This window comes from Streptacidiphilus jeojiensis (assembly GCF_042510965.1).
GTDB classification, from domain to species: domain Bacteria; phylum Actinomycetota; class Actinomycetes; order Streptomycetales; family Streptomycetaceae; genus Streptacidiphilus; species Streptacidiphilus jeojiensis.
Genome location: NZ_JBEUKS010000005.1, coordinates 230,472 through 250,094, shown reverse-complemented (window position 1 = coordinate 250,094; position 19,623 = coordinate 230,472). Strand labels below are relative to the sequence as shown.

The following is a 19,623-nucleotide window of genomic DNA, read 5'->3' as shown; positions in this document are numbered from 1 at the left end:
GGGGCCGCAGCCCCAGCCAGACCAGGCGTGAACCGGGCCGGGCGGAGGCTGCGGCGGAGGGAATGAGCGGGACGGGGAGGAGCGGTCTCGGTCTCATGGGAACTCCAGTTCGAATTAATGGCTGTTAGTCAGGATCCCGAAGATCTGGACCAGGAAGTTTGTGATCGAGTCGGCCAGGTGGCTGCGCCCCAACTCGATCCCGAGGAGACCCACCACGACCACTTGCCACACGCGCAGGTCTCCGGTGCGCACGAGCATGAAGACCACCACGGCCAGGAAGAGGATCAGCGTCACGGCGTACCTCCTGCCTGGCGCTGGTAGGTGCCCAACTGGCCCATGGAGGGGGCGAGATGGGCGTACCGCTCAGCGATCCGGCGGGCTTGTTCCGGGGTGGTCAGGATCGAGCGGGCCCGCATCCACCCGCCGTCATCGCCGAAGGCCACGGCAACCCCTTGCTGCTCCGCAGTGATCTGCTGCGCGACGGCCAAAGCGTCCTTGTCGAGGTCTCCGAGTGCCATTTCCGCTGTGCCCACATCGTTCACGCGGTGGCAGACTCGGCCGCCCAGCTGAGCTCGCAGCGCGGTAACGCCGACGCCCATGTCCGAGCCGACACGCTGACCGGACACCACCAGGTGCAGCCCCAGGGCCGCGCCGAGCTGCGCCAGCCGCAGCAGCGCCGTGGAGACCTGTGCCACTTCGGCCTTCTCGGCCGTGGTAGCCATCAGGTACAGCTCCGCCAACTCGTCCACCAGAACGATGACCGGCATCGGGCGGAGCTTGTCCGGCAGTTCCCAGATGGACCGTGCCCCCACTGAGCGGCACAGCTCCATTCGATCGTTGGCCATGGTCACCAGCGTGGACAACAGGTCCGCTGCCCCGGCGCGAGTGGTGGCCAGAGCCGTCAACCGTGCCTGGAACAAGGACAGTTCCATCCCGCCCTTGAGGTCGATGCCGACCAGCGCCACCCGTTGCCGGGCCCACGCCGAGACCAGCGACGCCAGCAGCGTGGACTTGCCCGAACGAGTCGCCCCCACGATCAGCCAGTGCGGCACCCGACGCAGGTTCACCGTCCACTCGGTGCTGTCCTCCCACTGGCCCACCACCGCCGACAGCAGCTCAACGACCAGGCTTCGAGGCACTGAAGGTGTTGCCAGGGGATCCCAGGCGGCAGCCCGGATCTCAACGAACCCCCGAGCGTCGGAGGTCACCCGCACCGAGTACATCCGCCAGGCGTGCGACATCGCCTCAGCAGCCAACTGGTACTGCTCCGGAGTCTGTCCAGAGTGCAGCCGCACCCGGACCAGCAGGCCGCCGCGCCGCCAGCGGGGCAGCCCCATCCTTGGCGGGATCTGCTTCAGCGCACGGCCGCGCACGACCATGTCACCCACGATCCCCAGGGCCGGACGCTTGGAGACAGACAGGTACTGAACGTCGGTCAGCCTGCGCCAGGTCCAGCGGATCCGCACCGCCGCAGCCGGGTAGCCGCACAGCGTCCACCACACGCGCGGAGCCCTCCGCCGCAGCAGCGGGGACAGCGCCGTCAGGACCATGATCACCGCCGCCAGGACGACCAGGACCCAGAACCCGTACGGGATATGGACGCTCTGGTGGACCGGGGTGGTGCTGGCCGGATGCTCACAGATGGAGCGGCCCACGCCGACCAGGCCATTGCAGTTCGGTGATTCCTCCCTCACTTCTTCTCCTCCGCAATTGCGTTGATGGTTTCGGTTTTCACCACGACGGTGTGACAGATTTGATCGGCCCAGGTCTGCCGCCGATACTGGAAAACCGGCCGGACATATCCGAAGAACACCGGGGCGATATCCAGCACATGCAGCACACTGCGGACCAAGGACCGGGCCGGGCCCACAGGAGCCCCGGTGTCCTCATCCACCGTCACGATGCGCATCAACCGCTGGCCCAGGGACTGACCAGTGCTGCCACGCAGCGCGGACTGCCAGACCAGGAAGGCCACGGCCAGCCCCCAGGACAGGAACGCGAACACCGGTTGCAGGTGGACACCCACCAACAGGGCGACCGCTTCCACCAAGGCGAACACCGGCCGGGCCAGGAACAACGACCAGGTATAAGCCGTAATCACACCGCCGGCGATGCTGATTTCAATCAGCGACGCCGAGGCCCGTGCATTCCAATCCGCAAGTCCCGGAATGGGAATGCGCGGACGCCGGTCACCCCTTGCCGGAATCGCTCCCGGCTCCCACCAGTTGCCGGAATTCACGGCGCGTCCCCGGTATCCAGCGGGGGCAGGACCACGCCGTTCTCAGCGGCGTCGTTGGCGATCTCGGTCTCCAGGTCCCGCGCCAGCCGGGCCGCGTCCTCCGCCATGGGTGCGATGACCGCGTACAGGAACCGGGCATTGCCCACCTGCATGCCCGGAGACAGTTCCTCGCCCAGATCGGCCAGGTCCATCAACCGCTCCCGCAGGTGCCGCCAGTCGCGCGACTCGCTCACTTGGCACCGGCCCGACCCGCACGTGCGGACTCACCGGCCGCAGCCGGAGCCGCAATGGGTTCCGGGGGTAGCGGTGCGAGGGCGGGAGTGATCCGGTCAGCACGGAAGCTCAGGCCCGAGCGACCGCCCACTTCCCACCAGAACGCCTCCAGGTTGTGCAGTTCCACGTGCCCGCCGACCATCAGGCCCTTCGGCTCGCCGGACACCGACACCTCGATCAGCGCACCCTTGCGCCCCTCAGGACGCACCGCGACGCCGACCACCCAGATCGGCACCCCTTCCCGGTCCGCGCGCACCGCGCCCGTGTCCGGGTCCTTCTTGATCTCGACGGAGACGCACAGCGCGGCCCCGAGCTTGCTTACCTCCAGCGGGAGGTTCTTCAACGACATCTCTCATGCCTCCAGTAGCGCCGTACAACAAACCCATGTGGTCAGTTGTAAGGACGAATGTTGTTGGCCCAAGAGTGCGCCCCTTGACCCACGGGGGCAAGGAGATTCATCCTTACAACTGACGCCCTAGGGCAGTCCTACCTAGACTGAGCAGCCAAGACGATCTCGAATAACTGTTCGATAACGTGACGACGAAGGCGGACACACCGCCACCAAGGGGCGCAGAGGCCATGGCGATCATCAAGACAGAGGCGCTGTACAAGCAGGTCGCCAACGAGATGAGAGCCCAGATCATGAACGGCGAGTGGGAGCCGGGCAGCAAGATCCCGCCTGAAGAACAGCTCAGCGCCCTCTACGCCGTGTCCCGCCCCACCGTCCGCCAAGCCGTCGCCGCTTTGCGGACCGAGGGCCTGCTTGATGTGCAACAGGGTAGGGGCAGCTTCGTGCGCAACCGACGGGCCAACGCCAGCGTGCTCATGGAGCAGGACATCACCCGCACCGGAGCCCGATACGGGACCGGGTTCGACCAATGGGCCCAGGACGGGGAACCGGCCGCCGTCCACATCCGCCTTGACGAAGCATCAGCGGAACTGCTGGACCTCCCCGAGGGTGAAGCCGCATTCGCGGCCGAGTGCCCGTTGATCCATGAGGCCAGCGGCACTCGGGCACTGCACCGCACGATCCTTCCCATGGAGCGCATCACCGGCACCCCGCTCGCGAAGAACGTCCTTGTCTCGGTCGCCAAGATCTATGCGATCCTCGCCACCGCTCACGGAGAGCTTGAGTGGTGCGAGACCGTCAGCGCGCGCATGCCCCAGCCCGACGAGCGAGCCACCCTGCACCTGCCCGAAGCCGTCCCATTGCTGATCTCCCAGCGCGTGACACTCACCCAGGCCGAACGCTGCCCGCTGATCCTGGAGACCACCAGCCTCGGAGCCGGACAAGCCCAGTTCGCCTACACCCTCCATGCCACCGCCAGGCCCCGAGCCACCAAGACCAAGCCGCATCGCTGACCGAGGCCACGCGACAACAGCCCCGGGCGGAGGACGCGGTTCGCAGCGCGCGCAATTGGTCTCTACTTACTCAAGACGGCGGCGCTGGCGCGCCGCCGGGCGGCCCTTAGCCGCTCGCCTTGCGCATGCGGCCTTGCGGCCGTTCGCGGCGGCGGCACGGTCCGCCCGTCAACGCGCAACCTCCAGGGCAGTACGACCAGGGCGGCCACCGGCATGCACGGGGCTGGTGCGCTGTGGTCGGGGGCGGCAGGCGGCCCAGAGACCTTGGGCCGCTCCGCGCAGAGGGAAGCTCCAGCACCGTCAGCCCAAGATCACTGGCCCGCCGGCCGCGTGCACCAGTGGCACGAGCGTGCAGCTCACGGCCTTGCCGCTCCGCGCCGACGCGCCGCCATGCGCTCCAGAACCTCCCCCAGCTTGCGCGCTCCCAGCGGGGTGCCAGAGATGTAGACCACGCCGGTCCCGTCCTCCGCCCAGCCCGCCTGAGCCCGCATCAGCGCGCGAGTCAGCCCAGCTTTGAGCATGGCGCAGTTCAGCGCTTCGGCAGCTGCCCGAGCCGACAGCCACGCCCCCTCGTAGTCCACCCCGGGCACCAGCGGCCCGCCGACGAACTCAGGCTCTGTTCCCGACTCGCGCCGCTCATCGTCTTCGTTGTCTCCCGCGTAGCTGTGCACGTTGCCCGTCCCTCTGTCCGAAAAACACGCCCCCAGGACTACTACGAACGGACGCCCCCCTTCGGCCCCGATACGACTATGCCGCAGTCATATCCGAAGTCGTACGCATCCGATCCACTAGCTTGGCACACGGCACCGACAGCACCACCGGATATGTCTGGATGCATAGTTGACACGTCGTCACAGCTACCTCATAGCGAGGCGCCGCTACGGACATGCCGAAGCACCCGGGTACCATCGGCACCGGGTTAACGCCCACCGGACCACCCTCCCTCGTCCAAGATCGGGGGTGGTCCGGCACCTCATTCGGTTGTTGATCGACGTACAGGCCCCCGGCCCCGGACAGGGGACCAAGACCGGGGGCCCGGCCCGCGCGAGGCAAGGCGTGATTTCGCCCCGCGCGGGAGTCACTAGCGGATCTTGCGACCCTCACCCGGACGCACCGGGTGCCATCTGTGCACGTACCGGGTCTCACCCCGGACCGTTGCGACACGGGCAGCAGCTACCCGCACGACTCCGTGGCAGTAGCCGCACCGGAACCGCTCCTGATCCCTACTGCCTCGCCCGAATATCGGCATGCCCCTCACCCCTCACCGAGTCTCCCCAACGACGTCTTCGCCATCATCGCCCCCACCACCGAGACCGGCCACGGTGCCGCCCAGCGGGCCCGGGATCGGCTGACAGTTCCATAGGCTCTGGCCTGGAACGACTGGGTGCGTCAGCGAGAAGGATGGATTCCCAGACGTGGTCATTGAGAGTGCGAATGCATGGGGCGCACGCGAACATCGCCGCCACCGCTCCGCCGACGCTTGCAGGACCGATCCAGGTCACCCGCCCCCACTGCTGGCAGTAGAGCCAACACATGCCGTCAATCCAGCTGTTGCCGTCGTCGGCGGTCGGCACGTCCGGGCGCTCAGCGCGTGCCAGGCTGGCAAGGCCAGGGATGACGAGATCCGTCATGCTCACTGCCACTCCCCAGGCTCAACGATGCGGTAGTCGGCGGCGGTGTGGTGAAACCGCCTGTGCCCCGTGCTCTTGAAATGAGCCTGGATCCAGATGTCTCGGTCGGCAGCGCTGCCGGTCTCGCCCGACTGCTCCCCGCACTCAACCTCATCGCCCGACACGCACGTAGCCTCGTAGGTCGGCAGGCCCATAGGGTCAGGTTTGATCGTGAACTTGCGGAACCGGTATATCTTCGTGTCGCCCACTAGATCGCTCCCCCGCTCAAAACCGGCCCCAGCTTGACGTTTCGTTGGCCTCGGCCACACGCGCCCGCAGTTCGTCCGCGCGGTCAGCGGGGCGAATCTCGTCGACGAGCGCTTCCCACTCGCACCCGCCGCCCTTCGGTCGTAAGTAGTAACGCCCGAACTGTCTCGCCATCACGACCCCGACACGGTCCTGCTTCGTGTCGCGGACCAGGTCACCGACAGCAGGGTCGGCCGCTCGGGGCGTCACTGGCCATCCCCTTTCACGGGGATCCCACGCTCCTGCTGCTCCCGCCAGGCGGCGCGGTTGAGTACACGCGCATGGTCACTGGCGTCAGTGAACGACCAGAACACCCGAGGTTCCCCCTCATCGTCTAGGACGGGCACGGAATCCACCTCAACCCGCCAGACAGCAGACACCCGATCCCAGGCCGTCTCCGCGTATCCGTAAGTAGTCACGCCTGCGTCTCCCTGCCTTCGGGAACTCTCCATCTGTCGTGAGCCAGTAGCTCAACTGGCTCATACCAGTAGACTGGCTCAGGCCAGTAGTGTCAACCGGGGTTCGCCAACTGGCTCAGACCAGGCAATAGAATGATCAGAGCCAGCCAGGAGGAAGATCATGCCGGATGGGTCCGGGGACAAAAGACCCCGTAGTCAGCAGATTGCCGCAGAGCTACGCGAAGCCATCGAAGACGGTACCCATCCTCCGGGCAGCCGACTGCCATCCCAGCGTGAATTGGCCCTGCAATACAGCGTTGCGCGGAACACGGTCGATGAGGCGCTGAAGACCCTGAGCCGACAAGGACTCATCACGTCGGAATGGGGACGCGGAGTATTTGTTCGCGAGAAAAAGGTGCTAATCCGCCTAGGGAGCGACAGATACTCGCCCAAGTATCGTGAGATGGGACTCTCGCCATTCCTGCTGGAATGCGCAAAGCAGGGGAAGAGTGGACGCTTTGAAGTCCTCAGCATCGAACGAGTGAGGCCGAATCCCGAACTCGCAGAACAACTCAAAGTCTCCGTCAAGAGTAAATCGGTTCTGCGTCGCGAGAACGTATTCTATGCGGACAGCGATCCCGTGTATCGCGTTACGACATGGATCCCTTGGAGTATTGCTCAGGGAACAGGGCTTCTAGAAGAGAACGTGCCGCACCCCTTCGGGATTCATGGCATCTTCGAGGACAAGGGACACGTGATGTCCCGTATCAACGATGACATCTCGGCCAGGATGCCAACTCCGGAGGAGACGGACTATCTGAAGCTCCCGCCTGGAGTGCCAGTGATCGAAGTGCTTCACACAAGCCTTGACCAGGACGGCGAGCCATACGAGGTCACGCGCTTCGTCATGCGCGCGGACATGAACGGTCTCCATTACAATGCGCCCGTTGAATAGGATTGGGGAATCGTGACGGACATCGAAGCATTCACTGGCGGAAATGTCGTCGTCCGGCCGCGGGGGGAAAGTGATATTCCCCAGGCGGCAGCCGGCCTAGTCAAAGTACATTCCACAGATGGATACCCAGTGGAGGGAGTAAGTCAGCCAGAGGCTTGGCTCACTCCACCCGGCATGCTCAATGCATGGGTTGCCGAAATATCCGGTTCCATAGTCGGGCATGTTGCAGTCAGCAGCCCCACCGGCGAGGACGCCGTTTCGATGTGGCTCGACCTCAGCCATGAAAGCGAAGATAAGGTTGGCGTGCTAGCGCGCCTCTTCGTGGTTCGCGAAGCACGTAGGAGGGCCGTAGGGGAAAGCCTTGTACTTGCGGTCATGGACTACGCCCGAAGCGATGGAATCCGCCTTGTCCTTGACGTGATGGTTAAGGATTCATCGGCGATCCGCCTGTACGAGCGGCTTGGCTGGATAAGGCTTGGGACCGCGATTCATGCCTTCGGCGACGACCAGCAGACCGAGGCAATCTGTTACGTATCGCCCGACCCGCAAACCAGCGTGGACCGGGGCTGATCAAGGTTTTAAGCAGAAGCCATCCGCGCAGGGCCCTCGCGGAGCAAGAGCAGGGGCCGAGTGCCTGCTTCGCAAGGTGAGGGCCCCAGCCCTCTCCATTTGGCCAGCGTAATGGCCCCTGCTCATGCTCCGCCCCTACGCGGACACCTTCAGCTCAAAACCTTGCCCAACCCCTCCGGCCGAGGCTCGGTGACCGCAATCCGGCGGACCTGTTCACCCATCAAAGCGCAGGTCAGGCACCGGATTTGACCCAAGGATCATGCTCGGATCAGGTTGGCACGGCGAGGTTTGGGCAGACTACTTATAGAGGGAGTACCCGCCGAGGAGGAAGTCGTACACCCGGGCCGGGTGGGCGACCCCGGTGTTCAGCTCGGTGGGCGGCCGGTAGTCCTCGGCGGCGCCGGCCATCCAGTCGCTCGGTTCCGCCGTGGTCATCCTGGGCTCCTCAGCACCGCGGTGATCGGTCGTCAGCCAGGCTAGGGGCAGCGGGTCGGACGTGTCCGGACAATCGTCAACTCGCTTGAGCGGAAGTCATGTTGATGCCGATCTGCGGTCAGTGTCCAGGGGTTCCGAGGTCGGCGTCGGTGAGCGGGCCGACGGGCAGCGGTGAGGGCTCGGTGCGGGCGGGGCGGAGCCCGTCCAGGACCACGCCCAGGACCCGCCGGTACAGGTCGGGGCGTACCGCGGCGGCCCGCAGCGACAGCGTCGCGTGCACGGACATCGTCAGCATCAGCATGTCGGTGGGCTCGATGTCCGCGCGCAGCTGTCCCGCGGCCTGGGCCCGCCGCACCAGCCGGGTGTGGTGCACCCGCAGCGAGGCCTCGGTCGCGGCGAACAGTTCGTTGAGCCGTTCCGGCGCGCTCCCGCGGGCCCAGCCCGCGGTGGCGGTGTAGGCGCCGAGGACCAGCTCGCGAAAACCGCGGTCGGCGGCCAGCTCCGCGCTGGACTCCTCGAAGTAGCGCACGAACCCCTCCCACGGATCCGCGGCCCGGGCGGCGTCCCGGGCCTGCGCCTCCCAGGCCCGGAAGCGGCCGGCGAACAGCTCCAGGATGAGGTCGTCCTTGTTGCCGAAGCGCCGGTACACGCTGGCCACCCCGACGCCGGCGCGCTCGGCGACATCGGCCAACGTCGCGTCGAGGCCCTGCTCGGCGAAGACCGCGGTGGCGGCGGCCAGGATGCGTTCGGACACGTCGGTCGCCTTCGTCGCCATGGAGCCGATGCTACCTCGCTTGCGGAATAGCTGTTCCGATGTAGCCTGGGTGGCGGAATAGCTATTCCGACAGCAGGGAGACCGACCCCCATGAACCTCAAGTACATGCGCATGCTCCCGGGCATGGAGTACTCCACGACCCCGGCTCCCGAGCCCGACGACCACGAGGGCGTCGTACGGATCACCGTGGACACCGCGGAGCAGGTCCCGCGCAAGCCGGACGGCGTCACGCTGCGCCGCGGGCTGCGCTACCACGAGGGACTCCGGCTCGACCTGCACACCCCGAGCACGCCGGGGCGCCACCCGCTGGTGGTCTACCTGCCCGGCGGCGGTTTCGCCGTCGCCCCGCGCGCGATGGCGCGCCGGGAGCGGGCCTTCATCGCCGCCTCCGGCTACGCCGTCGCGTCCGTGCAGTACCGCACCACGCGCCAGAAGGCGACGTACCGTCAGGGGCTGGCCGACGCGCAGGCGGCGATCGGCTACCTGACCGGGCGCGCCGAGGACTTCGGGATCGACCCCGGACGCATCGGCGTGTGGGGGGAGTCCGCCGGCGGGTACATGGCCTCCCTGGTCGGGCTGGAGGACGAGCGGATCGGGGCGGTCGTGGACAAGTTCGGCGCCGTCGACATCGCCCGGCTGGCCGAGGGCTTCGACCAGCGCATGCACACCTTCCTCGGCGACCCGGACAACGCCGTCAACCGCTACGGCGCGGCCGAGGCCAACCCGGCCGACCTGGCCCGCCCCGGGGCCCCGGCCTTCCTGCTGCTGCACGGCGACGACGACCGGGTGATCCCGCCCGTGCAGACGCTGGAACTGCACCTGGCCCTCCGGGCGGCCGGGGTCGACAGCACCCGCTACCTGCTCACCGGCGCCGGCCACGGGCACCTGGCGCTGAGCGGGGAGCAGTCGCGGCAGTGGACCTCGCTGCAGGTCATGACGCTGGTGCGCGACTTCCTGGACCGCAACCTGCGCGGCTGAGCGGGCGCGGATCCGTCTCCGACAGCCGGCTAACCGGCATCGGCATCGGCATCGGAGTCCGGGCCCCCGTCCGGCTCCTCGGCCAGCTCGAACCACACCGTCTTGCCCTCCGACTCCGGCCGTACGCTCCACTGGTCGGACAGGATGTCGAGCAGCACCAGCCCGCGCCCCGAGGACGCCAGCTCGCCGGGGGTGCGCTGGTGCGGCAGTTCGTCGCCACTGTCGGAGACCTCCACCCGCAGCGTGCGGTGGCCCGGCTCGCCCGACACCGCGGCGATGAGCACCGCGGCCTGGTCGGTGTGCACCAGCACATTGCCCAGCAGCTCGGACGCCAGCAGCACGGCGGTGTCCACCAGGTCCGGCCGCCCCCAGTCGTGCAGCAGCGCCCGCAGCTCCGTCCGCGCCTCCGCCAGGCCCTCCGCCTGGTCCTGCTCGATGGTGATCAGCACCCGCCGCACCGGCCGCACCGGCTGCTGGGCGCCGGTGTCGCGGCGCAGCAGGAGCAGTGCGATGTCGTCCTCGTTGCGCGGGGTCGGACGCTCCTCGCCGTGCTCGGTCACCGGGCCGACCACACTGTGGATCAGCCGGTCGGCCATCCCCTCCAGATCGCCGGTCGGGCCGGGGGACATCGCGTCCCGCACCCGGATCCAACCGGTCTGCATGTCGAGCCCCCCGGTCTCGATCAGCCCGTCGGTGCACAGCATCAGGATCTCGCCGGCCTGCAGCTCCATGACGTTGACCGGGTAGTCGTCCTCCTCGGGCATCAGGCCCAGCGGCAGTCCGCCCCTGAGGTGCTTGATCATGCAGGTGCCGTCGGGCATGCGCAGCACCGGGTCCGGGTGCCCGGCCCGCGCCATGTGCAGCGTGCCCGACGCCGGGTCGGCCTCGATGTAGATGCAGGTGGCGAACCTGTCCTCGTCCAGGGAGGTCAGGAAGCGCGAGGTCCGCGACAGCACGGCGTCCGGCCCGTGCCCCTCGGCCGCGTAGGCGTGCACCGCGGTACGCAGCTGCGCCATCAGGCTCGCAGCGTGCAGGTCGTGGCCCTGGACGTCGCCGATGACCAGCGCCAGCCGGTCGGACGGCAGGTCGATCACGTCGTACCAGTCGCCGCCCACCACCAGCCCGCCACCGGTCGGCACATAGCGGGAGGCCACGGTCATCCCGTGGTACTCCGACGCGCCGCGCCCCATGCTGCTCCGCAGAGCGCGCGACAGCGCCAGCTCCGCCTCCCCGGTGCGCGCCCGGTCCAGTGCCCGGGAGATCAGCTCGGCCAGGGTGGCCAGGGTGGCGCGCATACCGCTGTCGAACTCGACATGGTCCACGAAGGCCACCAGCCACACCCCGGTGATCCGGCCGGTGCTGACCAGCGGCAGGAACGCCCAGGACAGACTGCCCTTGCGGGCCGCCAGCATCCATGTCGTCGGGAAGCGCTCGCGGTACTCCTCCACGGTCGGCACGTACACCGCGCGGCCGGTGCGCAGCACCTCCGTCGACGGGTGGTCGGTGGAGATCGGCATGCGGACGGTCCGGCCGTGGCCGGTCCGGTACCCGTACCGGCCCAACAGGCTCAGCCACTTCTCGGTGACGTCGAAGATCGCCATGCCGTCCAGCGGGAACTCCGGCGAGTCGAGCGACCCCACCGCCTTGAAGACCTCGTCCACGGAGGTCGCCTCGGCCAGCGCGACGCCCACTCCGATCAGCGTCACGTCGCGGTGCCGGGGCGGGGCGGCGGGGGCGGCCGTGTCCCGTTCAGCTTCGGCCGGGGGGCCGTCGTCATGATCGTGCATCCACGGCCCTTCTCCTCGTGTCGCCTCGTCCCCGGCCCGCCCGTCCGCCCGCCGTCCGTTCCATGCTCCGTTCCATGCTCCGTCGGGACGGCGATCCGTGCAGCACGGTGTACGCCGTCCTCGGGGCGAGAGCGGAGCGGAACGTATGCTGATAAAAGGTGCGAAAGACATCGAGCCCGGGCCCGGTGGCAAGGAAGGGCTGGTCTGAGCATGTCGGCAGGGACACGGACAGCGGCCCTGGCCGGGCGCCTCCCCAAGGTCGGCGTCCAGCAGCTGCTCCCGGGCGGAGTCCTGATCCTGACGGCGGCCGCGCTGCTGATCGCCCGCCCGGACGGGCACTACGGACTGGTGCTGGCGGTCGTGCCCTTCGTCGCGGCCGCCGTGCACGGTGTCGCGGGCACCGCGGTGGTCGGGACACTCACCGTGGCCGCGTACGTGGTGCTGCGCCACCAGCTCCTGGAGGGCGGGACGGGGGTGTGGCTGATCAAGCTGGCGTTCGTGGCCGGCGCCGCGGTCCTGGCCACGGTGATGGCCCAGGGACGGGTGCGCGAACGGACACTGACCCACACCCGGGAGCTCGCCCTGGCCCTGCAGGAGGGGCTGCTGCCGCAGCACCTGCCCGCCACCAGCGCGGTGCAGGTCTGCCACCGCTATGTGCCGGCCGACACCGATGCCGGGGTCGGCGGCGACTGGTACGACGTGATCCCGCTGTCCAGCGCCAGGGTCGCCCTGGTCATCGGCGACGTGGCCGGTCACGGCATCCACGCCGCCGCCATGATGGGACGCCTGCGCACCGCGGTCCAGACCCTGGCCGACCTCGACCTGCCCCCCGACGAACTGCTGGCCCGCCTGGACGACCTGGTCGCCCGCACCGGCCAGAACGAGCAGCGGCCCGAGCTCGCGGCCACCTGCCTCTACCTGGTCTACGACCCCGTCAGCGGACACTGCAGCATGTCCGGCGCGGGCCAGCCGCCGCCCGCACTGCTCCACCCGGACGGCCGGGTCGAGTTCGCCCCGCTCTGCCCGCAGCCCCCGCTGGGGGTGGGCGGCACCCGTTTCACCGCGCTCGACCTCGCCCTGCCCGTGGGGACGGTCATCACCCTCTACACCGACGGCTTGCTGGACCTGCGCCGGCACCACAGCGACACCGCCCTGGACCACCTGGCCCGCAGCCTGGGCTCCGCGGGCCCGACCCTGGACGGGATCGCCGACCACGTCTGCGCCAGCCCCCACAACACCAGCGACGACGACATCGCCCTGCTGCTGGCCCGCACCCGCATGCTGCCGCCCTCGGCCGTGGCCACCTGGCGGTACCCCGCCACCGCCCGCTCCGTCCCGCTGGCCAGGGCCGCCGTCAGCGGGCAGTTGAGCGCCTGGGGCCTGCCCGAGTTGCTGCCCTCCACCGAACTGGCCGTCAGCGAGCTGGTCACCAACGCCGTGACCCACGGCGGCGGCCCGATCACCGTCCGCCTGATCAGGGACCGCACCCTGGTCTGCGAGGTCACCGACACCGGCGACTCCACCCCGCGCCCGCGCCGCGCCGCAGCCCTGGACGAGGGCGGACGCGGACTCGACCTGGTCACCCAGCTCACCGACCGCTGGGGCACCCGCTCCAGCGGCGCCGGCAAGACGGTCTGGACCGAACAGGCCCTTCCGTAACCCGCTGCGTTGGTCGGCGGGCTCTCGGCCGCAACACCATGCGAACGCCAGATCAACGCCATGGTGTGGCAGATCCGGTTCGACCAGGATGATCCCAGGTCAGCGTGGACGAACGGCTCCTCGGGTCATCCCGATCCGGCTCCGCCTCCGCCGCCCTCGCCATTCCTCATCCCTCATCCCGCACCGAAGCCGAACCAGGAAGCGCCCGCACATGACCGTTGGACGAAAGCTCCGTTCCGCAGTGGCCGCGACCGCTGTCCTCGCCGGCACTCTCGTCGCAGGCGTCGGCGCCGCCGCCCCCGCCTCGGCCGCCTCCGGCTGCCCGTCCGGCTACAACACCAGCCAGGCCTACGACTTCTACGACGGATCGGGCAGCCTCGCCGCGATCGGCAACGTCTACGACTACCCGAGCCGGGTCTGCACGACGCTGACCGCCCAGGGCCGCTACTACGGCATGTACAAGTGGATGTCCGACGGCATCACCGCCGTCCCCGACTACGGGACCGGCTCCATCTGGGACAACAACTACTACCGGTACTACGCCGGGCCGATCCAGCTGTCGGACGTCTACGGGGCCATCTGCAAGGACTTCCACTTCGGCATGCAGGACAGCAACGGCAACTGGGTGTTCAACACCGACCGCACCCTCGGCTGCGACTGACCACGCACACCCGAGCGGCCCGGCCGCACCGTGCTCACCGGGGGGGAGCACGGCGCAGCCGGGCCTTTTTCGCAGCGCGGCCGACGCACGATCGGTTACGGTGACGCGGCTACGACCTGCTTATGGCGAACCACGCCGCGGAGCCCGGAGTCCTGCACGAAGAGGTGGGGCCGGACCCGTCGAGCAGTCCGGCATCCAGTACGTGAGGTGGCGTCAGACCAGCGACCTGGGACAGCTGAGTACTACGGACGTCCACTCGTGCTGCTGGCCCGCCATTCCAGAGCCTCGGGCTCGTCAGTGAATTCGATCAAATGTTGCCCGGCATAGGTCTGCAAGGCGTCACGGACCTCGGAGGGGCTGACGTAGAAGAACTCGCGTCGCGTGTTGACCTGGTTGACGCGTCGGTCGGCGAAGTGCTGGTGAAGTTGGGTCTCGAGGCCGACGGCGTCGTCGCTGAAGATGAGGGCGTGGACGTCGAAGCGGAACGGCACGGATGCCCCACTGAGTTCATAGATGCGGTCAAGGGGTTCAAGTCGGCGGGTCAGGCCGATCTTGACCATGCGGTCGCCGAAGGCGCCGACGTTGGAGATGACGTAGACGTACCCGGTGCGGATGTTCGCCGCTCTGGCTTCCACGCTGCGCAACGCCGATTCGATGTCGGCCAGTTTGCTCTCCAGGTCCAGGATGCCCTCCGTGTCACCACGTTCGCGCAGTCGCTGCAGGGCGGCCTGGACGTGGTTGCGCTCCTTGTCCAGCTTCTCGCGCTCGCGGTCGAACTCGCGTTGCGCGCGTTCCTCCTCGCGCTGGCGAGCACGCGCTTCGCGTTGTGCCTCCTTCTCCTCGTCCTTCTTCTGCAGGTAGTCCGCGGTTAGCCACAGTTCGCGTACCCGGGCATCGTGGTAGCTGTCCGCGATCCGGATCTGCATGGTCGCACCGAGCTTGGCGATGGTCTCACGCGTCTTGTAGAGGCGGTCGACCAGCGGGCCGACACGGTGCGGGCGCATGGTGCGCACGGCCTGGTCGGCCTCTGCGTTGTAGGCGCGCAGCATCAGTTTGGAGAAATCCTGCACCATCTTCTTGCCCTCGCGCTGGGACCCGTTGACGGTCCACTGCGAGATGGACTGGACGGCCTGCCCGACCCGGATCAGTTGCTTGATCTCCGCCTGCAGGGAATCCAGACGCGTGCGATAGGCGATGGAGTCCTGCAGCGGGTGCTGGTAGTTGTACACCCCCACCTGCTGCAGCATCGCGGCCTCCTCGGTCACCACGATCTGTGACTGCGCCTGCGCCAGCCGACCCTGTGCCTCGAAGAGTTCACGCTGCGCCTTTTCCAGGTCCTTGCGAGTCTTGCCGGCCTCCTGTCCGACTGCCCGCATTTCGGCGGTCTCCTGACGAACAGCAGTGCGGGCCTCCAGGCGGAGTTCCCGCGCGTCCTCTTCGGCCTCGGCCCGAATGCGCTCGGCGTCGGCATGCGCCAAGGCCACGGCCTGCACTGCCTCCAGCGCAGTCGGACCCTGCGTCCGGACAACCCACTCGCGCAGCTGGGCCAGTTCCTCCTCCTGCCCGCGCCGACGGGAGAAGAGCTTGGAGCGCCTGCCCCGCTCTTCGACGTCGGGAGGTTGGGCAGGCTGAACAGGTGCTGCTTAACCGGCTTCCTCCGGGAGCCAGAGCTGCCACCCGTCTGGCAGTGCAGGCCAGGAGGGGTCAGGTTGCCAGCCGGGCGGGGGAGTCCAACCGGCTGGAGCCGGCGGCCAGTTCGGAGGCGGATTGAAGCGTAGGCTCGCCACAGCGGCTCCTTGGACACGACGGGGCAGACGGAGAACGCTCAGCGCAGCCCCCGACAGGATTGTGAACGTACTGCACCCGGTGACGGCTGCGCAGCAGATTGTGCAGCGAGGAGCGCAGACGACCGTAGGCTTTTCGCTGCGGTGGGTCGTTCCTGCCCGCGCTGCCACTTGCCCGGTGCGGCGAATTCCTGCGAAGAAGGCGGCCCTGCCTTCGTCCATGAGGATTGTGGATTGTCTGGCCGTGGCTGCGGTAGCTGTTCTGCAACTGGTCGGAGTCGACGTCCTGGATGTGGACGACTGGGCCGAGTCGGACGCCGGCGGCTTCGGTGTACAGGATTGCCTTTTCGCGGGCGGTGGCGACGGCTGCGGTACGCGCCTGGGCACGGAGTTCCTTCTTCGTGCTCACATCGAACTCGACGCCGTCGACCTGGTTCGCGCCGGCCTCGACGACATCGACCAGCACGGTCTCCAGGGTGTCGAGTTCGCGCAGCTCGATGACGAACGAGGCGGTGCACTCGTAGCCGAGGAACTTGCGCTCGTTGCCGTAGTTGTTCCAGGAGGACTTCAGGTTCAGACGGGAGGTGGACACAGCACCGTCAGGGATTCCGTGACCGCGCAGGACCTCCCGGATCCGGTTGACGCCGCCGCGGGTGACCTCGAACGCCTCACCAGGCTTCTCCCTGGTCTGCCTGATGGTCACCCGGAGGCGGGCCAGGTCTGGCGTGGAGTCCACGCTCGACGCGCCGAACACGGACACGCCCCAGGGGGCGTCTATGTACTGGGTACCGTTCATGCGGCTCATCCAACCAGCTCAATGAGCAGGTGGGTACGGCGTTTTCTTCCAACAGGCGTGGCTGCTCAAGGGCCGGCGCGGGGAATGGGCCGAGGGCGGCAGCCGAAGGCGAGGGCCGGGTGGGAGACCGAGGTCAGACGAGAGCCTGCACTCGTCCAGGTATTAGTCAGCGCCTTTGCCCTGTGTCTCTAGCAGGTTCTTTGGGGAGCGCTGTAGCAGGTAATTCGGGCTCCGGGTTGTAGCAAGTTGATCTGGCTCCAGTTGCTGGGCGGGGCTCCCGGACGGCGGTGTCAGTAGTCCCTCGTACTCTGCGCTGGTGAGCATGAATGGTGAGTACCTGCGCCTGACCGTCGCCGAGCTGGAACGGGCGATCGAGGATCCGGAACGGGCGTTCGAGCACCTCGAGGAGGTCATGGAGAGCGATGGTGTCAACGACGTCGCCCCTGCGGACGCCCGACAGCTGACGACCCACAAGGCCTGGCACGCCGTCGCCTTCCTCCTCGAACGGGCCGGGTTCCCCGTGGACATCGTTCATGGCGAGCAGGCATTCACCGACGAGGACTGGGGCTACGGGCCGGCAAAGTACCTGGACACTGACCAGGTCAAGCTCGCAGCCCAGGCTCTGGCCCGGCTGCCCTTCGACGACCTGGTGCGCGACGTTGATCCCGCCCAGCTGACGTCCGCGCAGATCTATCCGCAGCACTGGGACGAGGCCGGTGCTCTCGAATGGGTGCGCGGGTGGTTCGACCCGCTGGCTCCGTTCTTCGGGGCAGCGGCCCAGGCGGGCGAGACGGTGCTGGTCTGGCTCGACTGAGTCCGTCACCCACCCCACCGCGAGGGAAACCACTCGACCGGGGTGGAGCCAAAAGAACCTGGCGAAAGAGCGCGCGTCACCTCTCTGAGCGCCCCAGCATCCCCTCACTGGTCCCCAAAATCTCTACCGCCCTGGTCCCCAAAGTTCCTGCCACAGACAGCCCTGCTTGGACGGACGGATCGCCACCGCCGGCGCTCACGTACTGCCGTCGGCGACCGCGTCATGGAACTGTCGGTCGCCGCGGAGTGGCTCCGTCGTGGAGCGACCGAACGTGCCCTCCGCAGCGCCCTGACGACCGGCCTGCCGGATACGGTGCACTCCGCTGCAGCGCTCATCGCTCGCGGCTGACGGGGAAGCTCCCAGGAGAAGCCTGTCGCTCCTCCGGATCTGCGCCGGCACAACTGCGACGGCTGCGGGATCCCCGTTGACGTCGGCTGACGCTGCAACGCCTGCCAGGACGAGTCGTTGAATGTCCAGGGGACCCGGCTGACCGGCTCGTGGAGGCAGAAGGTTGCGGAGGTGCTGGGCTGAGACTGAAGGGCTACAGGGATTCGATGGCTTCGAAGATGTCGGAGTTGGTCTCCCGCTGCCATTCCGGCTGATCGGCCCAGTCGGCAACGTAGCTCGGCTTCGGGTCCCCGAAGTGCTTGTAGATCTGAGCAATCCAGCACAGGGAAACGAAGCGCCCCTTCTGCTCACGGTTCAGCTTCGTCGCGCTACCTGAGCTGACGTCGAGCAACCCCCGCACCTGCTCGTAGACGGTGGCTGCTGCCTCCTGCTCCCAAGCTGGCATCTCTTCCCACGGGGAGATGTAGCCTGCCTTGGGTTCCCCGGGGAAATGCTTCAGCACGCCAGCGATCCAAGCTTTCCGAAACACCTGTCCGCTCATATGCAGCTCCTCAGCTCACGTTCAAGGCGACGATCTCAGCGTCAAGGTCGGCGATCCGAGCATCACCGACAACTGGTGCCAACTCAGTTCTCAGCGACTGGAGTCTACGGGCGATGTACCCAGACCCCGAACGCCTGGCCAGGTCTACCGCCTCATGTGCGTGCGTCAACGTCTCTTCGACGTCCTTGCGCTTGGCCCCGATGATGGCCAGGTCCGTGAGCACTGCTCCACGCCTGCGGTATGACTGTCCCTTGGCGAGCGGGGACTGTCTGAGGGCGGTTGTAAGCGCCTTCTCTGCCAAGTCCAGGCGCCCGAGTTCCACGTATCGCGCGCCGCGCTCCTCCGCCAGGCGGGAGCCGTCGAAGCGGAGCCATCCAGCATTGGAAGAGGCAGGAAGCTCTACCACATGCTCCGCACGCTCCAAGGCACGCTCACAGTCGTCCAGGGCCCCCAGGCCGGCGAACGCTTGTGCCTGAACAGATGCGACCCAATGGCGAGTGGAGAGACTGCTGTCCCCATGCAGGGCAACGCGCTCAGCAACGGTCAGCATCTCAGAGGCCTCACCGTGTTGGCGCTCGTACAGCCCCACGTAGGCGTGCCTGGTCAGTGCACAAGCCCACAAGTCGTAGGCGCCGGCTTCCCGGCTGGCGGACATCGCGAGCATGTAGCACTGGGCGGCATCTGTGTACCGGTCCCCGTCGAAGAAGACTTCGCCGGCCAACTGGAACAGGTCTGCGGAGAGTACACACAGCCGCTTGGATCCAAGACCCGAGGCACAGGCGCCGGAGAGCACGCTCAGCTGATCTCGAACCAGAGGGAGGACTGCACTCTTGGTGCGAGCAAGTTGGTAGACCTGCCACAGGTGCCCGTTCATGGCTTCGAAGTCCTCGAAGCATTCTTCGGGCATCTGCGCTCCGACGGGCAGCATCGCCATGGAGCCGGTCAGGGCTAGGAGGCGTAGGAAGTCACGACGGATCATGTCGTCAGGATCACCCGAATCCGCGGCTACAGCGAGGGACGAGACCCCCGCTGTCTGGTCGGCTGATAACAGCCGATCCAGCCCATCTGCGTCAACTTTCAGAAGGCGCATCAACTTTGGCCGATACGCGGGCTGCGGTGTGGCCTCGCCTCGTTCCCAACGCCCTACCGTGGCGTGGTCGGTTTCGGCTGCACTGGCGAACGCCTCTTGGCTGAGGCCCAGCGCCTTCCGCCTCTTCACCAGTTCGGTTCGCCTAGACATCTGTGCCCTTCCACTCCCTTTGAGTCTGCCCGGCCGTGGCAGGCCGTGAACAGGACTGCACCAAGAGTGCCCCACGTATGTCGGCGACGGGT

General features: G+C 67.5%; 21 protein-coding genes. 7 read left to right on the top strand and 14 right to left on the bottom strand.

The features are described from left to right. Window positions 1-114: 114 nt before the first annotated feature. Genes ABUW04_RS16095 through ABUW04_RS16075 form a run of 5 tightly spaced genes read right to left on the bottom strand, consistent with a single transcriptional unit; the run spans window position 115 to window position 2,861 of the window. The gene (locus ABUW04_RS16095) at window positions 115-294 is read right to left on the bottom strand and encodes a hypothetical protein (protein ID WP_380565387.1); all 180 of its coding nucleotides are present in this window, start codon (window positions 292-294) and stop codon (window positions 115-117) included. Then, window positions 291-1,694 carry an FtsK/SpoIIIE domain-containing protein gene (locus tag ABUW04_RS16090; protein ID WP_380565385.1) on the bottom strand — a complete coding sequence of 468 codons (1,404 nt, stop codon included), beginning with the start codon at window positions 1,692-1,694 and terminating at the stop codon, window positions 291-293. Before ABUW04_RS16090 ends, ABUW04_RS16095 begins: the two co-directional genes overlap by 4 nt. Beyond that, window positions 1,691-2,239 (bottom strand): RDD family protein, encoded by a 549-nt coding sequence (locus ABUW04_RS16085; RefSeq protein WP_380565383.1) that lies wholly within the window; start codon window positions 2,237-2,239, stop codon window positions 1,691-1,693. The genes ABUW04_RS16090 and ABUW04_RS16085 overlap by 4 nt, the downstream gene beginning before the upstream one ends. Continuing rightward, the gene (locus ABUW04_RS16080; RefSeq protein ID WP_380565381.1) at window positions 2,236-2,472 is read right to left on the bottom strand and encodes a hypothetical protein; all 237 of its coding nucleotides are present in this window, start codon (window positions 2,470-2,472) and stop codon (window positions 2,236-2,238) included. The genes ABUW04_RS16085 and ABUW04_RS16080 overlap by 4 nt, the downstream gene beginning before the upstream one ends. Then, window positions 2,469-2,861 carry a hypothetical protein gene (locus tag ABUW04_RS16075; protein ID WP_380565380.1) on the bottom strand — a complete coding sequence of 131 codons (393 nt, stop codon included), beginning with the start codon at window positions 2,859-2,861 and terminating at the stop codon, window positions 2,469-2,471. The genes ABUW04_RS16080 and ABUW04_RS16075 overlap by 4 nt, the downstream gene beginning before the upstream one ends. 230 nt (window positions 2,862-3,091) lie before the next feature. On the opposite strand from ABUW04_RS16075, the gene ABUW04_RS16070 reads away from it, so the two are divergent. Next, entirely contained in the window at window positions 3,092-3,874 is a 783-nt protein-coding gene (locus ABUW04_RS16070) for a GntR family transcriptional regulator (RefSeq protein ID WP_380565378.1), read from the top strand. A gap of 356 nt (window positions 3,875-4,230) precedes the next feature. Here ABUW04_RS16070 and ABUW04_RS16065 read toward each other — a convergent pair whose 3' ends face one another. Continuing rightward, complete coding sequence (locus ABUW04_RS16065; RefSeq protein WP_380565376.1) at window positions 4,231-4,545, bottom strand: hypothetical protein; 315 nt, start codon at window positions 4,543-4,545, stop codon at window positions 4,231-4,233. A gap of 962 nt (window positions 4,546-5,507) precedes the next feature. Beyond that, a complete protein-coding gene (locus tag ABUW04_RS16060) occupies window positions 5,508-5,753 on the bottom strand; it encodes a DUF7848 domain-containing protein (protein ID WP_380565374.1) in 246 nt (81 codons plus the stop codon). Window positions 5,754-6,369: 616 nt separating this feature from the next. Between ABUW04_RS16060 and ABUW04_RS16055 the strand changes: the two genes are divergently transcribed. Together ABUW04_RS16055 and ABUW04_RS16050 are read left to right on the top strand one after the other, a co-directional pair. Then, on the top strand, window positions 6,370-7,143 hold the full coding sequence (locus tag ABUW04_RS16055) for a GntR family transcriptional regulator (protein ID WP_380565372.1): 774 nt from the start codon (window positions 6,370-6,372) through the stop codon (window positions 7,141-7,143). Between the two features lie 12 nt (window positions 7,144-7,155). Continuing rightward, the gene (locus ABUW04_RS16050) at window positions 7,156-7,713 is read left to right on the top strand and encodes a GNAT family N-acetyltransferase (protein ID WP_380565371.1); all 558 of its coding nucleotides are present in this window, start codon (window positions 7,156-7,158) and stop codon (window positions 7,711-7,713) included. Between the two features lie 297 nt (window positions 7,714-8,010). On the opposite strand, the gene ABUW04_RS16045 is transcribed toward ABUW04_RS16050, so the two are convergent. Together ABUW04_RS16045 and ABUW04_RS16040 are read right to left on the bottom strand one after the other, a co-directional pair. Next, a complete protein-coding gene (locus tag ABUW04_RS16045) occupies window positions 8,011-8,148 on the bottom strand; it encodes a hypothetical protein (RefSeq protein WP_380565369.1) in 138 nt (45 codons plus the stop codon). 118 nt (window positions 8,149-8,266) lie between these two features. Beyond that, complete coding sequence (locus ABUW04_RS16040; RefSeq protein ID WP_380565367.1) at window positions 8,267-8,923, bottom strand: TetR/AcrR family transcriptional regulator; 657 nt, start codon at window positions 8,921-8,923, stop codon at window positions 8,267-8,269. Between the two features lie 90 nt (window positions 8,924-9,013). On the opposite strand from ABUW04_RS16040, the gene ABUW04_RS16035 reads away from it, so the two are divergent. After that, window positions 9,014-9,901 (top strand): alpha/beta hydrolase family protein, encoded by an 888-nt coding sequence (locus tag ABUW04_RS16035; protein WP_380565365.1) that lies wholly within the window; start codon window positions 9,014-9,016, stop codon window positions 9,899-9,901. 29 nt (window positions 9,902-9,930) lie between these two features. Here ABUW04_RS16035 and ABUW04_RS16030 read toward each other — a convergent pair whose 3' ends face one another. Next, the gene (locus ABUW04_RS16030; protein ID WP_380565364.1) at window positions 9,931-11,688 is read right to left on the bottom strand and encodes an ATP-binding SpoIIE family protein phosphatase; all 1,758 of its coding nucleotides are present in this window, start codon (window positions 11,686-11,688) and stop codon (window positions 9,931-9,933) included. A gap of 210 nt (window positions 11,689-11,898) precedes the next feature. Here ABUW04_RS16030 and ABUW04_RS16025 point away from each other — a divergent pair, with 210 nt between their 5' ends. After that, a complete protein-coding gene (locus ABUW04_RS16025) occupies window positions 11,899-13,347 on the top strand; it encodes an ATP-binding SpoIIE family protein phosphatase (protein ID WP_380565362.1) in 1,449 nt (482 codons plus the stop codon). A gap of 211 nt (window positions 13,348-13,558) precedes the next feature. Further along, window positions 13,559-14,008, top strand: coding sequence for a hypothetical protein (locus tag ABUW04_RS16020; protein WP_380565360.1), 450 nt, complete (start codon window positions 13,559-13,561; stop codon window positions 14,006-14,008). Between the two features lie 242 nt (window positions 14,009-14,250). On the opposite strand, the gene ABUW04_RS16015 is transcribed toward ABUW04_RS16020, so the two are convergent. Continuing rightward, window positions 14,251-15,501, bottom strand: coding sequence for a DUF4041 domain-containing protein (locus ABUW04_RS16015; RefSeq protein WP_380565359.1), 1,251 nt, complete (start codon window positions 15,499-15,501; stop codon window positions 14,251-14,253). 211 nt (window positions 15,502-15,712) lie between these two features. After that, entirely contained in the window at window positions 15,713-16,588 is an 876-nt protein-coding gene (locus ABUW04_RS16010; protein ID WP_380565357.1) for an SIMPL domain-containing protein, read from the bottom strand. Window positions 16,589-16,910: 322 nt separating this feature from the next. On the opposite strand from ABUW04_RS16010, the gene ABUW04_RS16005 reads away from it, so the two are divergent. Continuing rightward, window positions 16,911-17,402 carry a YfbM family protein gene (locus tag ABUW04_RS16005; RefSeq protein WP_380565643.1) on the top strand — a complete coding sequence of 164 codons (492 nt, stop codon included), beginning with the start codon at window positions 16,911-16,913 and terminating at the stop codon, window positions 17,400-17,402. Window positions 17,403-17,943: 541 nt separating this feature from the next. On the opposite strand, the gene ABUW04_RS16000 is transcribed toward ABUW04_RS16005, so the two are convergent. Both ABUW04_RS16000 and ABUW04_RS15995 read right to left on the bottom strand, forming a co-directional pair. Next, window positions 17,944-18,291, bottom strand: coding sequence for a hypothetical protein (locus ABUW04_RS16000; RefSeq protein ID WP_380565355.1), 348 nt, complete (start codon window positions 18,289-18,291; stop codon window positions 17,944-17,946). 10 nt (window positions 18,292-18,301) lie between these two features. After that, a complete protein-coding gene (locus ABUW04_RS15995; RefSeq protein ID WP_380565354.1) occupies window positions 18,302-19,531 on the bottom strand; it encodes a helix-turn-helix domain-containing protein in 1,230 nt (409 codons plus the stop codon). Window positions 19,532-19,623: the final 92 nt, after the last annotated feature.